Here is a 21,519-nt window from a genome sequence, read left to right as displayed (position 1 = left end):
TACATGGGCTGGACGGTCCTCTATGTCGCGTTCGGCATCGTCGCACTGTGGCTGCTGGGCGAGGTGCTGCTGCAGTACAAGGCGCGGCTGCGCTACCGGCTGCTCGCCTTCGTCGGCTTCCTGGGCGTGGTCCTTGGTGTGCTGATGCCCTCCGTGGTGGTCATCGGCCTCGGCGCCGCCGCCTTCGCGGTCGGCCAGACGTACGTCACCCTGTCGTTCCGCCGTGGCTTCGCCGAGGGCTGGGCCATCAACGGCCGCTCCGCCCCCGACAAGCCCACCAAGCGCCGCCGGGGTGAGCCGGACCACCAGGACCCGACGCTGGAGGTCTCCGACCTCGAGGCGACCGACGACGCGACCTATCCGCAGGCGGACGAGTACGCCGGCGAGGACGACGTCTTCTCGCCCGCGCAGTCCGACCGGTTCATGCCTCCCGGGGCGGCTGAGCCCGCGGCCGCCGAGACCACCGCCGTCTACGAGCCGCAGCCCCTGCCCGAGGACACCGGCTCGTACGGCATCTACAACAACACCGCGTACGCCGGCGACCAGTCCTACGCGGGCGCCGCCCAGACCCAGGACCAGCAGGCCTACGCGGCCGCCGCTCAGGACCAGCAGGCCTACGCGTACGACGGCTACTCCGGCTACGACCAGCAGCAGTACACCTACGACACCGGCCAGCAGCAGTACGCCGGCTACTCCGACCCGTACATCGGCACACAGACGTACAGCGGTGCCTCGTACGACACGACCTACGGCGGCGAGCAGCAGCAGTACATGCCGCAGCAGGGCTACGGTCAGGACCAGTACGCCACCGGCAGCTACGGCGGCGAGACCCCGGCCGGCGGCGTCTGGGTGCCGCAGCAGCGCACCGACGAGTACGGCGGCGAACTCCCGCCCGAGCAGCCGTATCCGTACCAGGGCAACGGCACCGGGTACGACGACCAGCAGCAGTACCGCTACTGAGGGCCCCCGGCGCCGATCCCGTGCGCCGGCCGCTGCCTCAGGGCGCCGGAACGCTCACTGCGAGCCCCGGAACTCCGGTCCCTCCACGATCAGTCCGGCCACCAGGGCGCCCGACATGCCCGCATGCGGGAGTCCGCCGCCGGGGTGGGCCCAGCCGCCCACGAGATACAGCCCGGGGAACCGGGTGGTATTGCCCGGGTGCAGAAAACGCCCGTCGCCGGCGGCGAGCGCGGGGGCGGGCACGGCTCCGTACGCGGCTCCCGTCTCTTCCTCGGTGTGGTCGGGCGTGCGCACCTCGCGCCATATGAGGCGCTCGCGCAGCCCGGGGACGGCGGCTTCGGCCGTGGAGACAAGACGGTCGGCGAACCGCTCCGCCGAGCCGTTGAGACCCCACTCCTCCTCGGCCGGTGCCGCGGCGGTCAGGACCACGGACTCGTGGTCCTCGTCGGGCCGCAGCGTCGGGTCGTCCGGTCGCAGCACGGTCACCGTGGGCCGTACCCGGTCGTCGGCGACCGAGAGCAGGGAGTCCAGCTCGGCGCTCCGGTCGGGCGTGTGGACGACCGTGCGGTGCGCCGCACCCGCTTCACGCGTCCCGCGCAGGGCCAGCAGCACGGTGAACCGCCCGGGCCGCGCCGCCACCATGTCCGGCCGTACGTCACCGTCGTCCTGGAGGAGACGGTCCGTCAGGCCCCTGAGGTGTACGGGATCCACGCCCGCCACGACGTGGTCCGCCTCCCTGACCGTGCCGTCGGCGAGCTCCACCCCCGCGGCGCGCCCGTCCTTCTCCACGATCCCCGCGACCTCGGCACCGAAGACGAACTCGACCCTCCGGGCCAGACACCGCTCGTACACCGCGCGCGCCAACTCCCGTATGCCGCCGCGCACATACCAGGTGCCGAAGGCATGCTCCATGTAGGGCAGCACGGCGGCGCTCGCCGGGGTGGCACGCGGGTCGAGCCCGTACGCGAGGGCGTGGCTCTCCAGGAGGGCCGTCAGGCGCGGATCGTGCAGCTCCCAGGCGCCGACCTCGGCGAGAGTGGTGGCCCGCCGGGTGCGCAGCAGCCGCTTGTGCGGCACCGCGGGGTAGGGCTCGCGCTCGGCGAGCACCGACCAGTCGGGCCACAGCGGCTCCTCCAGGAGCGGCCGGCGCGTGCGGTCCCATGCCTCGCGCGCCCGCACCAGGAAGTCGCCCCACCGCTGGCCGGCGCCCGCCCCGAGCGCCTCGTCCAGCGAAGCCACGACGCCCGCGCGCGAGGCGTTCGGCAGCGACGCCTGTGTGCCGTCGGCGAAGACATGCCGGGACGACGGGTCCACCTGGACCAGCTCGACGCGGTCCTCCAGCGGTTCCTTGCCCGTCTTGACGAACAGGTCGCGGTAGACCGCGGGCAGCGGCAGCAGGCCGGGGCCCGTGTCGAAGGCGAACCCGTCGCGCTCGAAGCGGCGCACCGCACCGCCGTACGTCGCCGCGCGCTCGTACACCACCACCCGGTGGCCCGCGACGGCCAGCCGGGCGGCGGCCGCCATCGCGCCCATCCCGGCGCCGATCACCGCAATCCGTCCCATGCCAGCGACTTTATCGGCCACCACTGACAGCCCCGCCCGCGGCGGTCAGTCGGGCGGGGGCCCCACCCGCGCCGCCAGCCGTTTCTCCTCCCGGCGCTGCGCCCGGCGGCGCAGGAACCGCCGGATCCGCGAGATGAGGAAGAAGATCACCACGAGCCCGGCGAGCAGCAGGACGCACGCGATGATCGCCGCGGCCTCGGGGTGGAACATCGCGAAGGTGAGGATCCCGGCGACGCCCAGATCCTCGGCGGTGCTCATGACGATGTTGCTGAACGGCTCCGGCGAGGTGTTGATCGCCATCCGCGTCCCGGCCTTGACCGTATGGCTCGCCAGCGCCGTCGAACCGCCGATCGCGCCCGCCGCCAGATCGGAGAGCGAACCGCTCTGCCCGGCGAGCAGCGCCCCGACCCACGCTCCCGCCACCGGCCGGATCACGGTGTGCACCGAGTCCCACGCCGAGTCCACGTACGGGATCTTGTCGGCGACCGCCTCACAGAGGAAGAGAACGCCCGCTGTGATCAGGATCTCAGGGCGCTGCAGGGACTCCGGGACGTCGTCGCTCAGGCCGGTCGCGCCGAAGATGCCGAGGAGCAACACCACCGCGTACGCGTTGATGCCGCTGGCCCAGCCGCTGGTGAAGACCAGGGGGAGTACGGACACGGACGCGATCGTAACCAGTCGACAACGGTGCGTCCTGGGCATGAGTGCGTACGCCTGAGTATTCGTACCTAGGGAGTGAGATGAGTACGCGCGCGGATGGGCCCGACCTGTGCGAACGAGAGAGTGGAGGCACGGAAAGGGGCGCGGCTCCGGTACCGCCGACACGGGGCGGCGGAACGGTTCCCGCGCCCTTGGCCGCTCCTTCCGCCGACGAGTCGGCGGAAGTGAGGCACGGGGGACCCGGGGGACGACCGAACGGGGCCCAACGGGGGACGTACGGGGACGTACGGGGAAGCACGGGGGAGCACGGCGAAGCGCCGGTTCGAGTGGCCCGCGGGGGACGCGGCCAGATCGGACCGGCGCTTTCGTGTGTGCCGGGGAGGGGCCCGCCGGCGGCCGGCCGGGCGGGACGCTACCGGCTGCCGCCCACGCGTCCCTGGAGCAGCCGGGAGAGCGCCGCGTGGACGTCGTCCAGGGAGCGCTCCGGCTGGAAGGCCTGCCAGTCCAGGGCGGCCACCAGGACCATGCCGACCAGCGCGGACGCCGTCAGCGGGATGTCGATCTCGTCGCTGAGCTCGCCGTTCGCCACCCCGTCGCGCAGGACGCCCTCGACGACCGCGACCGCCTCCTGCCGGACCACCATCAGCGTGGACTGCCAGGTCCGGTTGGTACGCCACAGCTCGGCCACGTACAGCTGGGTGAAGGCCGGGTAGCGGTCGATGAAGACGAGCCCGGCCCGGATCATCGCGTCCAGGGCGTCGACCTTGCTGCCGCCGTCCCGCTCGGTCTTCTCGGCCGCCTCCCGTAGGGAGGCGGTGAGGAGTCCCACGCCGTGCCGCAGCAGCTCTTCGAAGAGGACCGATTTGCTCGCGAAGTTGTAGTAGACCGTGCCCTTCGCGACCCCGGCGCGCTCGGCGATCTCGTCCACCGTGGTGGCGGAGAAGCCCTGTTCGGCGATCAGGGTGACGGCCGCCTCGTAGAGTTTCTGCCGGGTCGCCTCGCGACGGCCGCCGCCGCCCGCCGTGGTGCTGCTGCTTTCCATGGCCCCGATTGTCACAGGAGCACTCGCGCGAGCCGTCACAGGCTCAGCTCCGGGTGCAGCCGGTCGAGGGTCCACACCTGTTTGCGGCGTGCCGACACGGCGGTGAGCGCGAGGGCGCCGACGGTGAAGGCCGCGAGGACGGCGCACGCCTGCCAGACCGGCCCCAGGCCGCCGCCCGTGATGAGCCTCCTCAGGGCCTCGACGACGTAACTCATCGGCAAGAAGGGGTGGATCGCGTTGAAGAAACCCGGACTGGTCTGGACGGGGTACGTGCCGCCCGCCGACGTCAGCTGAAGCATCAGGAAGGCGAGGACGAGGATCCGGCCCGCCGCCCCGAAGCGTGCGTTCAGCCACTGCACGATGGCCGCGAAGCAAGCCGTCACCAGGAACAGGAAGCCCACGGTCCCGGCCGCCCGCGCCATCTCCAGGCCGATCGCCCAGTGGAGCACCGCCATGAGGGCGGCCGTCTGCAGCACTCCCACGGCGGCCACCGGAAGCCAGCCCGCCAGTGCGATGCGCCAGGCCGAGGCGCCCGCCGCGAGCGCGCGCCGGTTGAGCGGCTGGATCAGCATGTACGCCACCATCGCGCCCACCCACAGGGACAGCGGGATGAAGTACGGGGCGAAGCCGGTGCCGTAGTTCGGCGCCTTGTGGAGGTCCTTGGAGGCGAGTTGCACCGGGTCGGCCATGACCTGGGTGCGCTGGTCGCGGTCCTTCGTGTCGTAGTCGGGGATCTGGTCGGCGCCGTCGTGCAGTCCGCCGGCGAGCTTCCCGGAGCCGCCGACGAGCTGATAGATGCCTCCGTCGAGATCGCTCGCGCCCGTCCTCAGTCTGCCGACGCCCGTGTCGAGGTCCGCCGCGCCGGTCTTGGCCGTGCCGAGCCCGGTGTGCAGCTTCTCGGCCCCCTTGGCGACCTTCGCGGCGCCCTCGTTCAGCTTGTCGATCTTGGAGACGGCGTCGTCGAGGTCCTCGGAGAGGTGTGGCGAGCGGTCGGCGAGCGCCTGGGCCTGCTTCTGGAGCGCGGCCAGGTTCTTGTCGAGCCTGTCGAGATCGCCGTCCTGGTCGTCGATCAGCGTGTTCACGTCGTCGGCGACCTCGGCCACGTCCGCGGCCGCCTGCTTGGCCTTCTTCAGGTCGGGGCACGCGGCGTCGGGGATCGGCAGGGTCTCGCAGCGCGCCTTGTAGACGGCGTCCAGCGCGGTGGAGGCCGTGTGGGCACCCTTGGCGGCGGCCGGGGCCGTCTCCACCAGCGTGTCGAGGTTGTGGCGGATCCCCGAGGCGGAGTCGGCGACGAGCTGGGCCGTGTCCCCGATCGACTTCTCGTTGTCCTTCAGGAAGGGGCCCACCTTGTCCGCGACCCCGTTGACCTTGTCGGCCAGCGTCTGCGTGCCGTCCGCGACCTGCTGCGAGCCGTCCTCCAGGTCGCCCGCGCCCCTGTTGAGCTTCTTCAGGCCCCCGGAGAGCTTCCCGCTGCCCTTCTTGGCCTCCTTGAGGCCGTCCGCGAGGTCCTTGGAACCCTTCTTCGCCTTGCCGATCCCACCCTTGAGCTTGTCGGCTCCCTCGGCTGCCTTCTCGGTCGCCCCGTGGATGTCCGAGAACGAGATGAAGATCTTGTCGAGGAACGACCGCGAGGTCTTCGTGGACGCGGCCGTGCGCACCTCGCTGAACACCGTCCGCGAGATCTGCCCGACGATGTAGTTGTTGGCATCGTTCGTACGCACCTGGAGCGCACCCGTCTCCGGCGCGTCCCCGGAGCTGGAGGCGATCCGCTTGCTGAAGTCGCTCGGCATGGTCAGCGACAGGTAGTACGTGCCGTCCTCGACGCCCTCGCGGGCCTCGGCGGCGCTGACCTCGTGCCACTCGAAGGTGTCGCTGTCGCGCAGCCCCTGGGTGATGTCGTCGCCCGCCGTGACCTTCTTGCCCGCGGCCGTCGCCCCCTTGTCGTCGTTCACCAGCGCCACGGGGATGCGGTCGAGACGGCCGTACGGATCCCAGAACGACCACAAGTAGAGGGCGCCGTAGAGCAGGGGCAGCAGCAGGAGCGCGGCCAGCGCGGCACGCGGGAGTTTTCCCCTCCCGAAGCGCCTGAGCTCAAGCGCGGCCAGTTTCGGCGAGCGCATCCGCCGTCTCCTTCTCGTCGGTGGGCACGATGGCCTCGCTGGTGGACACGGCGACCTTTTCGGGGGACACGGCGCGCTTGGCGGTGGACACGACGACGGCGCCTTCGGGAGCCTCGCTGCACACCGCCACGACCGTGGTGCCGGACTCGGCGAGCGACTTCAACAGGGCCCAGGCCTCGGCCCGTTCGGCCTCCGGGAGCTTGAGGTCGGTGTCGTCGACGCCGAGCAGACGCGGTCGGCCGATGAGAGCCAGCGCGACGGACAGCCGCAGGGCCTCCAGGCGCTCCAGGTCGCGCACGGCGGTCCGTGAACCCTTGGGCAGCGTCTCCCGGTCGAGCTCGGCGGCGGCAAGGGCGGCGTCGATCCGCAGCTTCGCTTCGGTCGCCCGCTCCGCACGAGGCCGCAGCAGCCCCCGCAGCGAGCCTCCGAACCGCCGTTGCAGCAGGGCCCGTTCGAGCAGGTGCTCCCCGACGGTCAGGGCCGGATCCAGGTCGGTGACGCCGGGCACGTGCGCGAGCGCGCTCGCCCGACGCACCGCGGCCAGCTGCTTCGGCAGCCTCGACCGCCCCACCACGGCCGTCCCCTCGCTCGGCTTCATCCGCCCCGTGAGCGCGAGCAGCAGACACGTCCGGCCGGAACCGGACGGCCCCTCGATCGCGATCAGCGAGCCGGGTTCCGCGGCGAGGTCGACACCCCGGAACACCCAGCCGCGCGGGCCCTTCAGCCCGAACCCCTCGGCGCTGACGGCGATTCCATGCGGTTCGCCCACAGCTCCCCCTCTGTGCGCGGCCAGAACGGCCGACTTTTGAACTGACTGGTCAGTGCAAAAACTATCCCGAACTTTCGATCGAAGCAAAAGGCCAGGTCAGAACGGATTGTCAGTGGCATACCTCACGATGGGCACATACGGCCACAGTGCCGTCACACCTGACGACAGGAGGTTCGTCATGGCCAGTTCTTCCGCAGCCGCCGCCCGCCGGCGCCGCGCCACCGGCCCTGCCCCCTCACTGACCGGCCCGGCGAGCGATGTGCACCCCGTGCTGCGCCGGGCCACGGCCCCGCCCGCCGCCCTCGATCTGCTCGCCCAGGCCCGTGCCGGACTCGACGAGGCGACGGCCCTCGAAACCCCCAACGAGCGGTATGCGACGGCCCACTTGGCCGCCCTGCGCACCGCCGCCGCCGTCCTCGCCGCTCGGGGACGCCCGGAGCCCACACCCCGACGCAGGGCACGCATCCGCAGCGCCTGGGAAGTGCTCCCCGAAATCGCGCCCGAACTCACCGAGTGGAGCGCGCTGTTCGCCTCCGGGGCCCGCCGCCGCGCCCGCGCCGAGGCGGGCATACAGGGCGCGGCCGGCAGCCGCGACGCCGACGACCTGATACGCGACGTGGCGATGTTCCTGCGCCTGGTCGAGCGGATGCTGGTGCTGCAGCCCGTGCTGCCCCAGCCCCGGCAGGAAGGAGACCGGGAGGTCCCGGACGCGGGCTGACCGGCGCCGGAGCCATGGTTCGCCGCGATGTCCGGCGTGCGATCCGCCGCGTGAGACGCGGGATCGGGGACGGCGGCGGAGGCAATAGGGTGGAGGCGCCTGAAGCCTTCCGCCCCTGGCACAGGGTCCGGGAGGCCCCCCGATCGCTCCGCCGTTCAAGAGGCGGTGCCGCGCCGAGGAGTCAACTGCCGTGTCGGACCCGATGCGCCCCCGCGCTTCTCTCCGTACCGCCGTGGTCTGGGAGGTCCTCAAGGACGCCCTCGACCGCCGGGTCAAGGCCACGGGCCGGGAGTCCCTGGACGTCCTCGACACCGGCGGCGGCAGCGGCAACTTCGCGGTGCCCGTGGCCCGTCTGGGCCACCGCGTCACCGTCGTCGACCCCAGCCCGAACGCGCTGTTCGCGCTGGAGCGCCGGGCCGCCGAGGCCGGCGTCGCCGACCGCGTGCAGGGCGTCCAGGGCGATGCGCACGGCCTGTTCGACGTGGTCGAGCGCGGCGGCTACGACGCGGTGCTGTGCCACGGCGTCCTGGAGTACGTGGACGACCCGGCCGAGGGTGTGCGCAATGTGGTGGACGCGCTGCGCCCCGAGGGCGTCCTCAGCCTCCTCGCCGCGGGCCTGGGCGGAGCCGTGCTGGCCCGCGCCCTCGCCGGGCACTTCAAGGAGGCCGAGCAGGCGCTCGATGACCCGGACGGACGCTGGGGCGAGGGTGATCCCGTACCGCACCGTTTCACCGCCGAGCAGCTCACCGCGCTGGTGGAGGGCGCGGGCCTGCGAGTCGGTGCCGTGCACGGCGTGCGGGTCTTCGCGGACCTGGTCCCCGGAGTCCTCGTGGACACCGAGCCGGGGGCCCTGGAGGCGCTCTTGAAGCTGGAGGCCGCCGCGGCCGAGGTCGCCGCGTTCCACTCCGTGGCGACGCAGCTTCATGTGCTCGGCGAGGCGCAGGGGGCCGGTGAGCGCTGAGCCGCCTCCCGTGGTGCAGCGCTGATCAGGGGCTGGGCGGCAGATGGAGTACGCCACAGACCACCCGATCGGGAGCTCGGCGCCGTATGATCGAGGGAGACCGTCCGGCATGACGGACCGTTCGCTGGGGAATCTACGCCTCAGTGAATCGGGGTGCCATGGCGGGTTCCGGTTGGCGAAATGGCGTAGAGGGGCGGGTTTCACGGGGGCGATTCCCTGCCTATCCTGAAGGGGACCCCCGGTCGCCCCGGCGACTGCACGATGAGGAGGACGCCGTGCCGCTCTCGGAGCACGAGCAGCGAATGCTCGAGCAGATGGAGCGAGCGCTGTACGCCGAAGATCCCAAGTTCGCGACAGCGCTTGAGGGAAGCGGGCTGCGTACGTACACCCGGCGACGGGTCTACCAGGCGGTCGCGGGCTTTCTGGTGGGTATCGCGCTCCTCATGGCCGGAATGGTCACAGTACAGATCTGGCTGAGCGTGGTGGGCTTCCTCGTGATGCTGGGGTGCGCGGTACTTGCCGTCACCGGTTGGCGCAAAGCTCCCAAGCCCGGTGAGCAGCCGGCCGCGCCCGGCGCGCCTGCCGCCCGCCGCCAGGGCCGACAGCGCCGCTCCATGATGGACCGCATCGAACAACGCTGGCAGCGCCGCCGCGACGAACAGGGCGGCCACTAGCCCTCCGAGCGCCGCAGCCGAAGACATCGCACGAGGGGGTGTCCACCCAGGTGGACACCCCCTCACGCATACCCGGAGACCTTGGTTACGGCAGGCCTCGCCCGAGTTCCGCCAGACGGGTCAGGGCGGGCAGCGCATCCGTGATCGCCTGTCGCTGTTCGGGGGTCAGCCGGGCGATGAGGGGGGCCAGATGGCGTGTCCGGTCGTCGTGCCGGGAGCGGCCGATCTGCCGGCCGGCCTCGGTGATGTGCACGAGGACGGCGCGCCCGTCGCTCGGGTCGGGACGGCGCTCCACCAGTCCCTCGCGCTCGAGCCGGGTGACCAGCTGAGTGATGCCGGGCTGGCTGACCTGCTCGGTCCGGGTCAGCTCGGTCAGCCGCATCGGGCTGCCGTTGAACGCGAGGGTGTCCAGCACCGACAGTGTCGTGAACGGCAGCTTCTCCAGCACGGGCAGCCGGATGTAGAAGCGGTTGAAGCTCTCGATCGCCGTGGTGAAGGCGTCCACGTCCAGGTCGTCGTTCGGGGTGTCGCTCACGCCCGAAAACCTATCGCAGACTTATTTAAGCTGCTTATGCATGGCCTCACCCCGGCCGAGGTGAGGCCATGCATAAGCCACCGACGTCAGCTGTTCTGCCCCGAAGGGCGCCGCAGCAGAGTCTCTCGGCGGGCCGAGAGGCGGGACCTGAGGCTCGCCCAGTGGGCCGAGGCCGCCCAGGCCACCCGGACGGCTGAGCGGGGCGCGAGGAGTGCGCGCAGGCGGGCGGGGCCGCCTGCCGAGGCGCGCAGGGCGTCCGCGACGCGGCGGGCGTCTTCCGCGAGGCCAGCCACCAGGCGGGGACGCGGGGCATAGAGCACCTGCTCCACGGCCGCCGCCAGCCGGTGCACCGCGTCCGACGCCGTCGGGTCGAGACCCCCGAGGCGGACGACCCGCGCGGCGGCCTTACGGGGCGTCTGCGACTCGTCCGGCGCCATCCCGAAGTCCCACGCCGTATCCGTCACCTCCTGCCAGGCACCCAGTGTGTACGCGGCGGCGTCCGCCTCGGTGCGCCCGTGCCCGCCGAGCCGCACGGCTCTGATCCGCATCCGCCACAGCATCGGCAGCAACGGCACTCCCAGCACCAGGAGCCCCGCCAAGGTCAGTCCCAGGATCTTGAACCACGGCCAGTTGTCGTCGTGGGAGCCGACCGTGGCCAGCGCGGACTCGCTCGCGCACGCCTCCAGCTTCCGCTGCTGCGCCGAGCAGCTCTCGCTGGCCGACGGGGCGGTGGAAGGCGCGGCGGACGACGACTGCGTCGGCTTCGGCGCGTTCGGCACGTCACTGCCGGGCGTGTCCGTCTGGGTGTAGTCCGGCACCGTGCCCCGGTTCGGGGTGGGCTCGAAGCGGGTCCAGCCCACTCCCTCGAAGTACAGCTCGGGCCAGGCGTGCGCGTCCCGCAGCCCCACCGCCATCGAACCGTCCGCCTGCGGGGAACCGGGCGTGAAGCCCACCGCGACGCGGGCCGGTATCCCCAGCGTCCGGGCCATCGCGGCCATCGCGAAGGAGAAGTGGACGCAGAAGCCCTGCTTCTCCTTCAGGAAACGCGCGATCGCGGCGGAGCCGCTGCCGACCTGCACCTCGGTGTCATAGGTGAAGTTGCCGCTGACGGCGAAGTAGTCCTGGAGCTTCACCGCCTGCTCGTAGTGGTTGGTCGAGCCCTCGGTGACCTTGCGCGCGGTGTCCGCCACCACCGCGGGCAACGACTCCGGCACCTTGGTGAACTCGCGCTTCAGCGCCGCCGACGGCTCAGGTGCCGTCGCGAGCTGCTCCGCGGTCGGTCGCACGATCAGGCTCGTGACGTCGTACTGCACGCCGCGCGTGTTCTGGCCGTGGTCCCCGACGAGCGTGCGCCCCACGGGCTCGTAGCGCCAACTGCCCTTGATGTTCACCTTGCTGGCCGGGTACGGCATCGGGAGCCAGTCCTGCGCGTACCAGTCGGCCGCCGAGATACGGGTCTGGATCGAGGTCCGCTGGACGTCGCTCCCGAGGCCGATCGGCGTCGGGAAGGTGTCCGGCACCCCCTCGATGTGCCGCTGGGCCGGCTTCCAGGCCGTGCCGTCGAAGTCGTCCAGGGAGACGATCCGCAGATAGAGGTCCTGGGTGTTGTCGGTGTTGGTGCGGTACGTCATGACCGTGCGGTCCTGGTCCACGTTCAGGCTGTCGCGGAGCGAGACCAGCGGGTTCACCGCGGAGATCGTGCCGCCGCCTCCGGAGCCCGTGCCCACGCCCGTCCCCGCGGCGTCCAGCAGGCCGCCGTCGAGAGAGGGCAGGGCGAGCGGCACCACCAGGGCGATACCCAGCGCGACCGCGCCGATGCGCCGCCCGGTGCGGACGGGCGCGACGGCGCCCCCCGAGGAGTCGGGACCCGGAGCGCGGGACGCCCCGCCGAAGACGCGGCCCCACTGCGAGAGCCGGTCGCGGCCCTCGGCCAGCAGCAGCATCAGATAGCCGGCGGCCGCGAGCAGGAACCACAGCCACGCGGCGCCGCCGCCGGCGAGCCCCGCGGCGACCGAGTACAGCGCGAGCAGCGGGAGTCCCGCGGGCGCCGCGCTGCGGAACGTCACGGCGAGCGCGTCCACCGCGAGTCCGATCACCAGGACGCCGCCGATCAGCATCAGCCGGATGCCCTCGGACAGCGGTGCCGGGATCGAGTACCGCCCGACGTCGTCCGTGCCCGCCTGGAGCAGCACCCCGAAGTGGCGGAACACGTCGGGCCCCGGGACGAGTCCGGCGATGGCCTGCTGCCGGGCGAAGGACAGCGTCAGCAGCATCAGGGTCACCAGCGCCTGCACCGCCACGGTCAGCGGCCGGGCCAGTGGAACCCGCCGGGTGAGCGCGCCGACCCCGGTCTGCAGCGCCAGCAGGAACGCCGCCTGGAAGATCCAGGTCGGCCGGCCGACCAGCGGCAGCAGGGAGCAGGCAGCCATCAGCGTGGCCGCCGCCGCGCACAGCGCCAGTCGCGCACGTCCGCTCATGAGCCACCACCCCCTGCCGTACTCCCCGTCGACGCGACGCCGGTGCGCTGCCGGTCCGCCTCCCGCCACAGGTCGGCGAGCCCCGCCCCCCGCGGCACCATCACGGCCGTCCAGCCCGCCTCGCGCAGCATGCGCCGTCGATCCTCGCTCCTGTCCAACGGGCCGGGGACATCGCTCGGTTCCCGCACCCACGCATCGCTGTCCAGCAGGAAGGCGACCGCCCCGCCGCTGCGCTGGCGCATCTTGGCGAGCACCGTCGCCTGCTCCTCGTCCAGATCGCCGAGGAAGGCGATCAGCAGCCCTTCGTTCCCGCTGCGCAGCACGTCGTAGGCCCGGGACAGGCCCGTGCCGTCCGAGTGGTCGATGACGGCGAGGGTGTCCATCATCATCCCGGCCGCGTCCGCCGACTCCTGGCTGGCGCCCGCGAAGCCGTCGGCGCCCTCGCCGGGCACCGAGTTGCCGGTATCGGTCAACAGCCGTACCGAAAAGCCCCGTTCAAGCATGTGCACCAGCGTCGACGCCGTGCCCGAGACGGCCCACTCGAAGGCGGAGTCCGGGCCCGCGCCCTGGAAGGCGATGCCCCGGGTGTCGAGCAGCACCGTGCAGCGGGAGCGCTGGGGCTGCTCCTCGCGGCGGACCATCAACTCGCCGTAGCGCGCGGTCAGTCGCCAGTGCACCCGGCGCAGGTCGTCGCCGTAGCGGTACCCGCGCGGGATTATGTCGTCCTCGCCGGCCAGCGCCAGCGAGCGCTGCCGCCCGTCGCCGTACCCCTTCGCCTCGCCGGTCAGCCGCACCGGCGGCAGCGCCTCCACGCGCGGGATGACCGTCAGGGTGTCGTACGTCGAGAAGGAGCGGGTCAGCTCGCACATGCCGAAGGGGTCCGTGAGCCGCAGTTGCAGTGGCCCCAGCGGATAGCGGCCGCGCAGGTCCGAGCGCACCCGGTAGGACACCTCGCGGCGGCCGCCCGCCTCCACCCGGTCCAGGACGAAGCGGGGCCGCGGACCGAGCACGTACGGCACCCGGTCCTGGAGCATCAGCAGTCCGGTGGGCAGTCGCGAGACGTTGTCCATCCGCAGATGGACGCGGGCCTCGGAACCGGCGGGCACGCGCGCGGGGGAGAGCCTGCGGCTGCCCGCGACCCGGTAGCGGGTGCGGTACAGCACGGTCGTGCAGACCAGGGGCAGGACGGCGAGGAGCAGGCCGACCCGGAGCAGATCGCTCTGCCCCAGGACGTACGCGCAGATCGCGGCGGCGACTCCGGCGGCCAGGAAGGAGCGCCCGCGTGTGGTGAGCCCGGCGAGTGCCGTGCGCAGTCCGCCCTTGTCCTCCTCGGGGGTGTGCCCCGTCCCCCCGTGTGTCATCACAGCCTCCGGGGCGGCTGCTGGTCGTACGCGGGCGTGCCGCGGCCCATCGGGAAGCCGGCCTGCTGCTGGGGAGCCGCGGGAACAGGGGTGCGCTGCAGGATCTCCTGGACGACCTGCTCGGCCGTTCGCCGGTTCAACTGAGCCTGGGCCGTGGGCAGCAGGCGGTGGGCCAGGACCGCTACGGCGAGCGCCTGGATGTCGTCCGGCAGGGCGAACTCCCGGCCGCTGAGCGCGGCGGACGCCTTGGCCGCGCGCAGCAGATGCAGCGTGGCCCGCGGAGAGGCGCCGAGTCTGAGGTCGGGGTGCGTACGCGTGGCGGCGACCAGGTCCACGGCGTACCGCCGTACCGGGTCGGCGACATGGACCGTGCGGACCGCGTCGATCAGCTTCACGATCTCGTGCGCGTGCGCCACCGGCTGGAGGTCGTCGAGCGGGGACACCCCGCCGTGGATGTCCAGCATCTGGAGCTCGGCGTCCGCGCTGGGGTAGCCGATGGAGACGCGGGCCATGAAGCGGTCGCGCTGGGCCTCGGGCAGCGGGTAGGTGCCCTCCATCTCGACCGGGTTCTGCGTGGCCACCACCATGAAGGGGCTGGGCAGTTCGTAGGTCTGTCCGTCGATGGTGACCTGGCGCTCCTCCATCGACTCCAGGAGCGCGGACTGGGTCTTGGGCGAGGCGCGGTTGATCTCGTCGCCGATCACGATCTGCGCGAAGATCGCCCCCGGCTTGAACTCGAAGTCCCGGCGCTGCTGGTCCCAGATGGACACACCCGTGATGTCCGAGGGCAGCAGGTCGGGCGTGAACTGGATGCGCCGCACCGAGCAGTCGATGGACCGCGCCAGTGCCTTGGCCAGCATGGTCTTGCCGACGCCCGGAACATCCTCGATCAGAAGATGACCCTCGGCGAGCAGCACGGTCAGCGAAAGCCGTACGACCTCAGGCTTGCCTTCGATCACTCCTTCCACCGAACTGCGGACACGCTCCACAGTGGCGGTCAGATCTGTAAGGCTCGCTCGATCGTCATAGGTCGTCACCCGGCCCTCCTCGGCCCTTTCCAGGGCCGACGCCCTGTGCGGACCGGCCCACCCCGAAACACGGACACCACGCGCGAAAAGTTCCGCGTGACGCCACACCCGCATTCTTGTTGCCGTTACCGGTTCGTGTCACTCGCCTGTGGATAACTGGCCGCGATATGTCAGGTCTTACGGCTTTTTGGGCGCCGGAGGGCAGGGGTGCTTTCGTGAAAAGAGAGTCCCACGAGGCCCCGAGGGTCGGCCGGCGGGGCCCTGTGGAGCGCTCACCTGGGGTCGATCTCGCGCAGCAGACCCGTCGTGACGTCGAAGACGAAGCCGCGTACGTCGTCGGTGTGCAGGAGGAACGGGGAGGTGCGCACGCGCTGCATCGACTGCCGTACGTCCTGTTCGACGTCCCGGAAGGCTTCGACCGCCCAGGCGGGGCGCTGGCCGACCTCCATCTCCAGGTCGTGCCGGAAGTCCTCGGTGAGGGACTCCAGGCCGCAGCCGGTGTGGTGGATGAGAACGACGCTGCGGGTGCCGAGCGCCCGCTGGCTGATCGTGAGGGAGCGGATCACGTCGTCGGTGACGACTCCGCCCGCGTTGCGGATGGTGTGGCAGTCGCCCAGCTCCAGGCCGAGCGCGGCGTGCAGGTCGAGCCGAGCGTCCATGCACGCGACCACCGCGACGTGCAGAACGGGGCGGGCGTCCATCCCCGGGTCGGAGAAAGCGGCGGCGTACTGCTGGTTCGCCTCGACGAGACGGTCGGTCACGGTGCCGTCGGGGGGTATGGCGCCTGCGGGTTCGGTGGGAACGGATGCAGAAGTCGTCATACCTATGACGGTACTGGTCACGTATCGAAGAGTCCTGCTGTGAGACGGGACAAAGAACGCCATCGTGGCTTGTTGTGAGGTAACCCACACGGGCGGTGCCGACGCGCCCTTACGGGTGATTCTTTCTGATTTGCGGCTTCGGCCGGAGTGGGGTTCGCGACGCGCATGCCGGTTGATTGACCGCGAGACACCGTGGACTAAAGTGACGCGAAGCGGGAGGCGAGGCTCTCCCTGCTGGACTGTTATCCCCCGGAGACCCGGCGATTTTCCGGCGTCTCCCCGCGTGCGCGGCGCGTACGTACGGCTCGGCCTCCTCCCGCTCCCCGGTCGGCTGACGCCACTCACCCGGCGCCAGCAGGCCTCCCCTTCTCGAGCGGGCGGGGACCCGGCGGTGCGTACGGCCGCGCCGGACCTGAGAGGGCCCCTTGAGTCAGAGTCGACACGTCCCGGTGATGCTCCAGCGGTGCCTGGACATGTTGGCCCCGGCCCTCACCGAGCCGGGGGCCGTGGTCGTCGACTGCACTCTCGGTCTCGGCGGCCACAGCGAGGCGCTCCTCACGCAGTTCCCCGAGGCTCGTCTCGTGGCCCTCGACCGCGACAAGGAGGCGCTGCGCCTTTCCGGAGAGCGGCTCGCCCCCTTCGGCGACCGGGCCACCCTGGTGCACGCGGTCTACGACGAACTCCCTGACGTACTCGACCGCCTGGGCATCCCGCGCGTCCAGGGCGTCCTGTTCGACCTCGGCGTCTCCTCCATGCAACTCGACGAGGCGGACCGCGGGTTCGCCTACGCGCAGGACGCCCCGCTCGACATGCGTATGGACCAGACGACCGGGATCAGCGCGGCCGAGGTGCTCAACACCTACCCGGCGGGCGAACTGGTGCGGATCCTGCGGGCGTACGGCGAGGAGAAGCAGGCCAAGCGGATCGTCTCCGCGATCGTGCGTGAACGCGAGAAGGAGCCCTTCAGCAACAGTGCGCGGCTCGTCGAGCTGATCCGCGACTCGCTTCCGCAGGCCGCCAAGCGCACTGGCGGCAACCCCGCCAAGCGCACCTTCCAGGCGCTGCGCATCGAGGTCAACGGCGAACTCAGCGTCCTGGAGAGGGCGATTCCCGCGGCCGTGAAGGCCCTCGCCGTCGGCGGCCGCATCGCCGTCCTGTCGTACCACTCGCTGGAGGACCGGCTGGTCAAGCAGGTGTTCGCGGCCGGCGCCGCCACCACCGCGCCGCCCGGCCTGCCGGTCGTGCCCGAGCGCTACCAGCCCCGGCTCAAGCTGCTCACCCGCGGTGCCGAACTTCCCACCGAGGAAGAGGTCGCCGAGAACCGGCGGGCGGCTCCCGCCCGGCTGCGCGGGGCGCAGCGCATCCGCGAGGAAGCCGAGTGAGGCGCGGGGAGGGGGAGGGCGCGTGAGTCCGAAACGGGTGGGGGATCCAAACGCTCCGGGCGACGGTGAGTCGGGAAAGCGAACTCGCGACGGCTGTGAGTCGGGAAAGCAAACCCACCACGGCCGTGAGTCGGGAAAACAAACCCGCAGGGAGGGCGCGTGAGCAGGAAACCCGAACTGAAGGGGCGGGCCGCCAGGCTCGCCCGGCTGCTGCCGACCGGTGCCGGGCAGGCCGCGCGGACCCCCTTCGTCCTGCTGGTCGTGCTCCTGCTCGGCGGCGGCCTCATCGGCCTCCTGGTGCTGAACTCCGCGCTCAGCGAAGGGTCGTTCCGCCTCGACGACCTGCAGAAGGACACCAAGAGCCTGACCGACGAGGAACAGGCGCTCCAGCGGGACGTGGACGCCTACTCCGCCCCCGACGCCCTCCAGCGCCGCGCCCGCGAACTCGGCATGGTCCCCGGCGGCGACCCGGCCTTCCTCAACCCCGACGGCACCGTCAAGGGCGTCCCCGGAGCCGCCGCCCAGCAGTCCTCCGCACTGAACCAGATGGTCCCCCCGCCCGAGGCCCTCGCCTCCTCGCCGCCCCCGAGTCCGACGTGGAGCGCGACCCCGACGCCCTCCACGCGTCCGTTCACGACCGCCTCCTCCGTACAGCCCCCCACCCCCTCCGCACAGCCCCCCACCCCGTCCACGCAGTCCTCCACAACCCCCGGCAGGTGACGGAAGTGTCCGACAGGGAACCGCCGCGCCGCCGCGTGCCCGGACCCGCCAGGCCCGTCCGCCCCGGCGGCCAGCGGCGCCCGGGTCCCGGCGCGCGCCCCGCACGCCGCCCGAGCGCGCCCCGCCCCCAGGGCCCGCGCGTCATCCGGCTCGGCAGCCCTCGCCCCCGCCTGCGCATGGTCAGCCTCGCGCTCACCCTGGTGATGATCGCCTTCGTCGTGCGGCTGCTCCAGGTGCAGGCCGTGGACGCGAGCGCATACGCCGCCAAGGCCGAGCAGAACCGGTACGTCGGACGCACGCTGGCCGCAGAGCGCGGCGGGATCACGGACCGCAACGGCGTCGAGCTGGCGACCAGCGAGGACGCGTACGACATCACGGCCGACCCGACGATGTTCACGCAGAAGGCGACGAAGGCGGCGGACGCGCCCGAGCAGGCCGCGGCGCTGCTCGCCCCGATCCTCGGCCAGGACATGGACGCGGTCGCCAAGAAGCTGAGTACGAAGAACACCCGCTACACGCTGCTCGCGCACCGCCAGACCCCCCAGGTCTGGAAGCAGATCAAGGACCTGAAGAACACGCTCGCGACCAAGGCCGAGACCGACAAGACCACGGTCAACGTCCTCGCGGGCGTCCTCGCGGTCCCCGCCAGCAAGCGCGTGTATCCCAACGGCGATCTCGCCGCCGGGATACTGGGCTGGGTCAACGCCGACGGCAAGGGCGGCGGCGGCGTCGAACAGAAGCTGAACAAGGAACTCGCCGGCAAGGACGGCAAGATCCGCTACGCGCAGTCCGGCGGTCGTCAGGTGCCGACCGTGGGCTCCACCGAGACGCCAGCCGTGGCCGGATCCGACGTCGAGCTGACCATCGACCGCGACATCCAGTGGGCCGCGCAGAACGCCATCACCGAGCAGGTGAAGAAGTCCGAGGCGGACCGCGGGTACGTGATAGTGCAGGACACCCGGACCGGCCAGATCCTCGCCATGGCCAACTCGCCCGGCTTCGACCCCAACGACCTCACCCAGGCCGACCCGAACGCCCTGCACAACTGGGCCATCGAAGACGCATACGAACCCGGCTCCACCGCCAAGGTCATGTCGATGGCCGCCGTCCTCGAGGAGAACGTCGCCACACCCGAGACGCATGTGGTCGTGCCCAACCGGCTGCACCGCGGCGACCGGCTCTTCCAGGACGACATCGACCACCCGACCTGGAACCTGACGCTCAACGGCGTGCTCGCCAAGTCCAGCAACATCGGCACCATCCTGGCGACCGGCCAGCTCGGCAAGACGCAGAAGAAGGCCAACCAGGTCCTCTACTCGTATCTGCGCAAGTTCGGCATCGGCAGCTACACGGGGCTCGGCTTCCCTGGCGAGACGAACGGCATCCTCGCGCCCGCCGACAAGTGGTCGACCTCGCAGCAGTACACGATTCCTTTCGGCCAGGGCGTGTCGATCAGCGCGTTGCAGGCGGCCTCCGTCTACTCGACGATCGCCAACGGCGGCGTCCGCGTGGAGCCGACCCTGGTGCGCGGTACCAAGGGGCCCGACGGCCGCTTCACACCCGCCGCCCAGCCCAAGAAGACAAGGGTCGTGAGCGAGAAGACGGCGAAGACCCTCGCCCAGATGCTCGAGTCCGTCGTGGACGACGAGCAGGGCACGGGCGCCAAGGCGCGTATCCCGGGCTACCGGGTCGCGGGCAAGACAGGTACGGCCAACCGCGTGGATCCGGCCACCGGCAAGTACCACGGATACACCTCGTCATTCGCCGGATTCGCCCCCGCGGACAACCCGCGGATCACCGTCTACTGCGCGATCCAGAACGCCACCAAGGGCAGCTACTTCGGCGGCCAGACCTGCGGACCCATCTACAAGCAGGTCATGGAGTTCGCCCTGAAGACCCTCCAGGTCCCGCCCACCGGGGCCGGAGCCGCCAATCTGCCCGTCACCTTCACACCGTGATCCACTCCGACCGCACGCCCTGATCAGCCCGCACGCACAACGGACCAGGAACCACCTCGTGACAACGATCACCCCGGATCCCGGGAACCACGCCACGGCGCGCCCCTCTCCCACCCGTCACCCACCACCGCCCTTGCCGGACCGCGCTGCGCGCGGGCTCCCTTTTGGCCCCGGCGGGGGTGCGCCCGGTACGCTCACCGCCGTGCCACACGCTGATCAGTCCCAAACCACCCAGAAGGGCGTTCCTGTGACATATCCGGGGCCGCCACGACCGGTTCACGTCTCCGCCACACCCCTCGCGGAGCTGGCCGATCAGCTGGACGCCGCGAAGCCGGAGAGCGAAGCCGAGGTCACGGGTATCACCCATGACTCCCGCGCCGTGCGCCCCGGCGACCTGTACGCCGCGCTGCCCGGCGCCCGCCTGCACGGCGCCGACTTCGTGACGCAGGCCGCGGGTCTTGGTGCCGTCGCCGTCCTCACCGACCCGACGGGCGCCGAGCGCGCCGCCGCCACCGGCCTGCCGGTCCTCGTCGTCGACGACCCGCGCGGGCGGATGGGTGAGCTCGCGGCCACGATCTACGGCCACCCCGGACGCGACCTGCTCCAGATCGGCATCACCGGCACCTCCGGCAAGACCACGACGGCGTACCTCGTCGAGGGCGGCCTGAAGACGGTCCGCTCCACCGGCCTGATCGGCACGGTGGAGATGCGCATCGGCGACGAGCGCATCAAGTCGGAGCGCACGACCCCCGAAGCCACCGACCTCCAGGCGCTGTTCGCGGTCATGCGCGAGCGCGGCGTCGAGGCGGTCGCCATGGAGGTGTCCAGCCATGCGCTGGTCCTCGGCCGGGTCGACGGCTGCGTCTTCGACATCGCCGTCTTCAACAACCTCAGCCCGGAACACATGGAGTTCCACTCCGACATGGAGGACTATTTCCGGGCCAAGGCGCACCTGTTCACGCCGAAACGGAGCAAACTCGGCGTGGTCAACCTCGACGACGAGTACGGGCGCCGGCTGGCCAAGGAGTCCACGGTCCCGGTCGTCACCTTCTCCGCCGAGGGCCACCCCGACGCCGACTGGCGTGCCGAGGACGTCGAAGTCGGCCCCATGGACTCGACGTTCACCGCGGTCGGCCCCAAGGACGAGCGGATCACCGCCAGGTCGCCGCTCGCGGGCCCCTTCAACGTGGCGAACACGCTCGCCGCGATCGTCGCCCTCGCCGTCGCCGGGCTCGACCCGCAGACCGCCGCCGACGGCATCGCCGCCGTGCCGGGCGTACCGGGCCGCCTGGAGCGCGTGGACGCCGGTCAGCCCTACCTGGCGGTCGTGGACTACGCGCACAAGACGGACGCCGTCGAATCGGTCCTGCGCGCCCTGCGTAAGGTCACCGAGGGCAAGCTGCACATCGTGCTGGGCTGCGGCGGCGACCGGGACAAGACCAAGCGGATGCCGATGGGCGCCGCCGCGGCGCGGCTCGCCGACACCGCCGTACTGACCTCCGACAACCCCCGCTCCGAGGACCCCCTGGCGATCCTCGCCACGATGCTCGCGGGCGCCGCCGAGGTGCCGGCGCACGAGCGCGGCGAGGTCCAGGTCTTCGAGGACCGGGCCGCGGCCATCGCCGCCGCCGTCGCCCGCGCGCAGCCCGGCGACACCGTGCTGGTCGCGGGCAAGGGCCACGAGCAGGGCCAGGACATCGCCGGGGTGGTGCGTCCCTTCGACGACCGCCAGGTGCTTCGCGAAGCTATCCAGAAGACCCAGGGATGAAC

The 21,519-nt window shown here is 71.6% G+C and carries 18 protein-coding genes; 8 read left to right on the top strand and 10 right to left on the bottom strand.

The window, feature by feature from the left end; translation table 11 throughout:
* Positions 1-3: 3 nt before the first annotated feature.
* Positions 4-960 (top strand): SCO2102 family sporulation regulator, encoded by a 957-nt coding sequence (locus tag ACZ4WS_RS31220; protein ID WP_467985751.1) that lies wholly within the window; start codon positions 4-6, stop codon positions 958-960.
* Positions 961-1,014: 54 nt separating this feature from the next.
* Here ACZ4WS_RS31220 and ACZ4WS_RS31215 read toward each other — a convergent pair whose 3' ends face one another.
* The 5 genes from ACZ4WS_RS31215 to ACZ4WS_RS31195 form a co-directional block, all read right to left on the bottom strand.
* Positions 1,015-2,523, bottom strand: coding sequence for a phytoene desaturase family protein (locus tag ACZ4WS_RS31215; protein WP_467985749.1), 1,509 nt, complete (start codon positions 2,521-2,523; stop codon positions 1,015-1,017).
* Positions 2,524-2,568: 45 nt separating this feature from the next.
* Entirely contained in the window at positions 2,569-3,183 is a 615-nt protein-coding gene (locus ACZ4WS_RS31210) for a DUF4126 domain-containing protein (protein ID WP_467985748.1), read from the bottom strand.
* Positions 3,184-3,595: 412 nt separating this feature from the next.
* Positions 3,596-4,225, bottom strand: coding sequence for a TetR/AcrR family transcriptional regulator (locus ACZ4WS_RS31205; protein WP_467985746.1), 630 nt, complete (start codon positions 4,223-4,225; stop codon positions 3,596-3,598).
* A 35-nt stretch (positions 4,226-4,260) separates the two neighbouring features.
* Entirely contained in the window at positions 4,261-6,345 is a 2,085-nt protein-coding gene (locus tag ACZ4WS_RS31200) for a YhgE/Pip family protein (RefSeq protein ID WP_467985744.1), read from the bottom strand.
* On the bottom strand, positions 6,317-7,114 hold the full coding sequence (locus tag ACZ4WS_RS31195; protein WP_467985742.1) for an ATP-binding cassette domain-containing protein: 798 nt from the start codon (positions 7,112-7,114) through the stop codon (positions 6,317-6,319). The genes ACZ4WS_RS31200 and ACZ4WS_RS31195 overlap by 29 nt, the downstream gene beginning before the upstream one ends.
* A gap of 178 nt (positions 7,115-7,292) precedes the next feature.
* On the opposite strand from ACZ4WS_RS31195, the gene ACZ4WS_RS31190 reads away from it, so the two are divergent.
* The 3 genes from ACZ4WS_RS31190 to ACZ4WS_RS31180 all read left to right on the top strand — a co-directional run bounded on the left by ACZ4WS_RS31190 (position 7,293) and on the right by ACZ4WS_RS31180 (position 9,467).
* Complete coding sequence (locus ACZ4WS_RS31190; protein WP_467985740.1) at positions 7,293-7,832, top strand: SAV_6107 family HEPN domain-containing protein; 540 nt, start codon at positions 7,293-7,295, stop codon at positions 7,830-7,832.
* 190 nt (positions 7,833-8,022) lie between these two features.
* The gene (locus ACZ4WS_RS31185) at positions 8,023-8,793 is read left to right on the top strand and encodes a methyltransferase (RefSeq protein WP_467985738.1); all 771 of its coding nucleotides are present in this window, start codon (positions 8,023-8,025) and stop codon (positions 8,791-8,793) included.
* A 275-nt stretch (positions 8,794-9,068) separates the two neighbouring features.
* Positions 9,069-9,467 (top strand): DUF3040 domain-containing protein, encoded by a 399-nt coding sequence (locus ACZ4WS_RS31180; protein ID WP_467985737.1) that lies wholly within the window; start codon positions 9,069-9,071, stop codon positions 9,465-9,467.
* A gap of 85 nt (positions 9,468-9,552) precedes the next feature.
* Here ACZ4WS_RS31180 and ACZ4WS_RS31175 read toward each other — a convergent pair whose 3' ends face one another.
* From ACZ4WS_RS31175 to ACZ4WS_RS31155, 5 genes are all read right to left on the bottom strand, one after another.
* A complete protein-coding gene (locus ACZ4WS_RS31175) occupies positions 9,553-10,002 on the bottom strand; it encodes a MarR family winged helix-turn-helix transcriptional regulator (protein ID WP_467985736.1) in 450 nt (149 codons plus the stop codon).
* A gap of 86 nt (positions 10,003-10,088) precedes the next feature.
* The gene (locus tag ACZ4WS_RS31170; protein ID WP_467985735.1) at positions 10,089-12,479 is read right to left on the bottom strand and encodes a transglutaminase TgpA family protein; all 2,391 of its coding nucleotides are present in this window, start codon (positions 12,477-12,479) and stop codon (positions 10,089-10,091) included.
* Positions 12,476-13,840, bottom strand: a complete 1,365-nt coding sequence (locus ACZ4WS_RS31165; RefSeq protein ID WP_467985734.1) for a DUF58 domain-containing protein — start codon at positions 13,838-13,840, stop codon at positions 12,476-12,478. Before ACZ4WS_RS31165 ends, ACZ4WS_RS31170 begins: the two co-directional genes overlap by 4 nt.
* A complete protein-coding gene (locus ACZ4WS_RS31160) occupies positions 13,840-14,877 on the bottom strand; it encodes an AAA family ATPase (protein ID WP_467985733.1) in 1,038 nt (345 codons plus the stop codon). Before ACZ4WS_RS31160 ends, ACZ4WS_RS31165 begins: the two co-directional genes overlap by 1 nt.
* A 263-nt stretch (positions 14,878-15,140) precedes the next feature.
* Complete coding sequence (locus ACZ4WS_RS31155) at positions 15,141-15,689, bottom strand: beta-class carbonic anhydrase (RefSeq protein ID WP_467985732.1); 549 nt, start codon at positions 15,687-15,689, stop codon at positions 15,141-15,143.
* Positions 15,690-16,114: 425 nt separating this feature from the next.
* On the opposite strand from ACZ4WS_RS31155, the gene rsmH reads away from it, so the two are divergent.
* The 4 genes from rsmH (at position 16,115) to ACZ4WS_RS31135 (ending at position 21,517) form a co-directional block, all read left to right on the top strand.
* Positions 16,115-17,071 (top strand): 16S rRNA (cytosine(1402)-N(4))-methyltransferase RsmH, encoded by a 957-nt coding sequence (gene rsmH / locus ACZ4WS_RS31150; RefSeq protein ID WP_467985731.1) that lies wholly within the window; start codon positions 16,115-16,117, stop codon positions 17,069-17,071.
* A gap of 159 nt (positions 17,072-17,230) precedes the next feature.
* Positions 17,231-17,791, top strand: a complete 561-nt coding sequence (ftsL, locus tag ACZ4WS_RS31145; RefSeq protein ID WP_467985730.1) for a cell division protein FtsL — start codon at positions 17,231-17,233, stop codon at positions 17,789-17,791.
* A gap of 5 nt (positions 17,792-17,796) precedes the next feature.
* Positions 17,797-19,749 carry a peptidoglycan D,D-transpeptidase FtsI family protein gene (locus ACZ4WS_RS31140; protein ID WP_467985729.1) on the top strand — a complete coding sequence of 651 codons (1,953 nt, stop codon included), beginning with the start codon at positions 17,797-17,799 and terminating at the stop codon, positions 19,747-19,749.
* A gap of 247 nt (positions 19,750-19,996) precedes the next feature.
* Positions 19,997-21,517: a UDP-N-acetylmuramoyl-L-alanyl-D-glutamate--2,6-diaminopimelate ligase gene (locus tag ACZ4WS_RS31135; protein WP_467985727.1), complete on the top strand. Its 1,521-nt coding sequence runs from the start codon at positions 19,997-19,999 to the stop codon at positions 21,515-21,517.
* The last annotated feature ends 2 nt before the right edge of the window (positions 21,518-21,519 follow it).

The sequence above is a fragment of the Streptomyces sp. NPDC029292 genome, from assembly GCF_055569295.1.
Note: the sequence above shows the minus strand (reverse complement) of the source record. Positions and strands in the feature narration are given on the sequence as shown.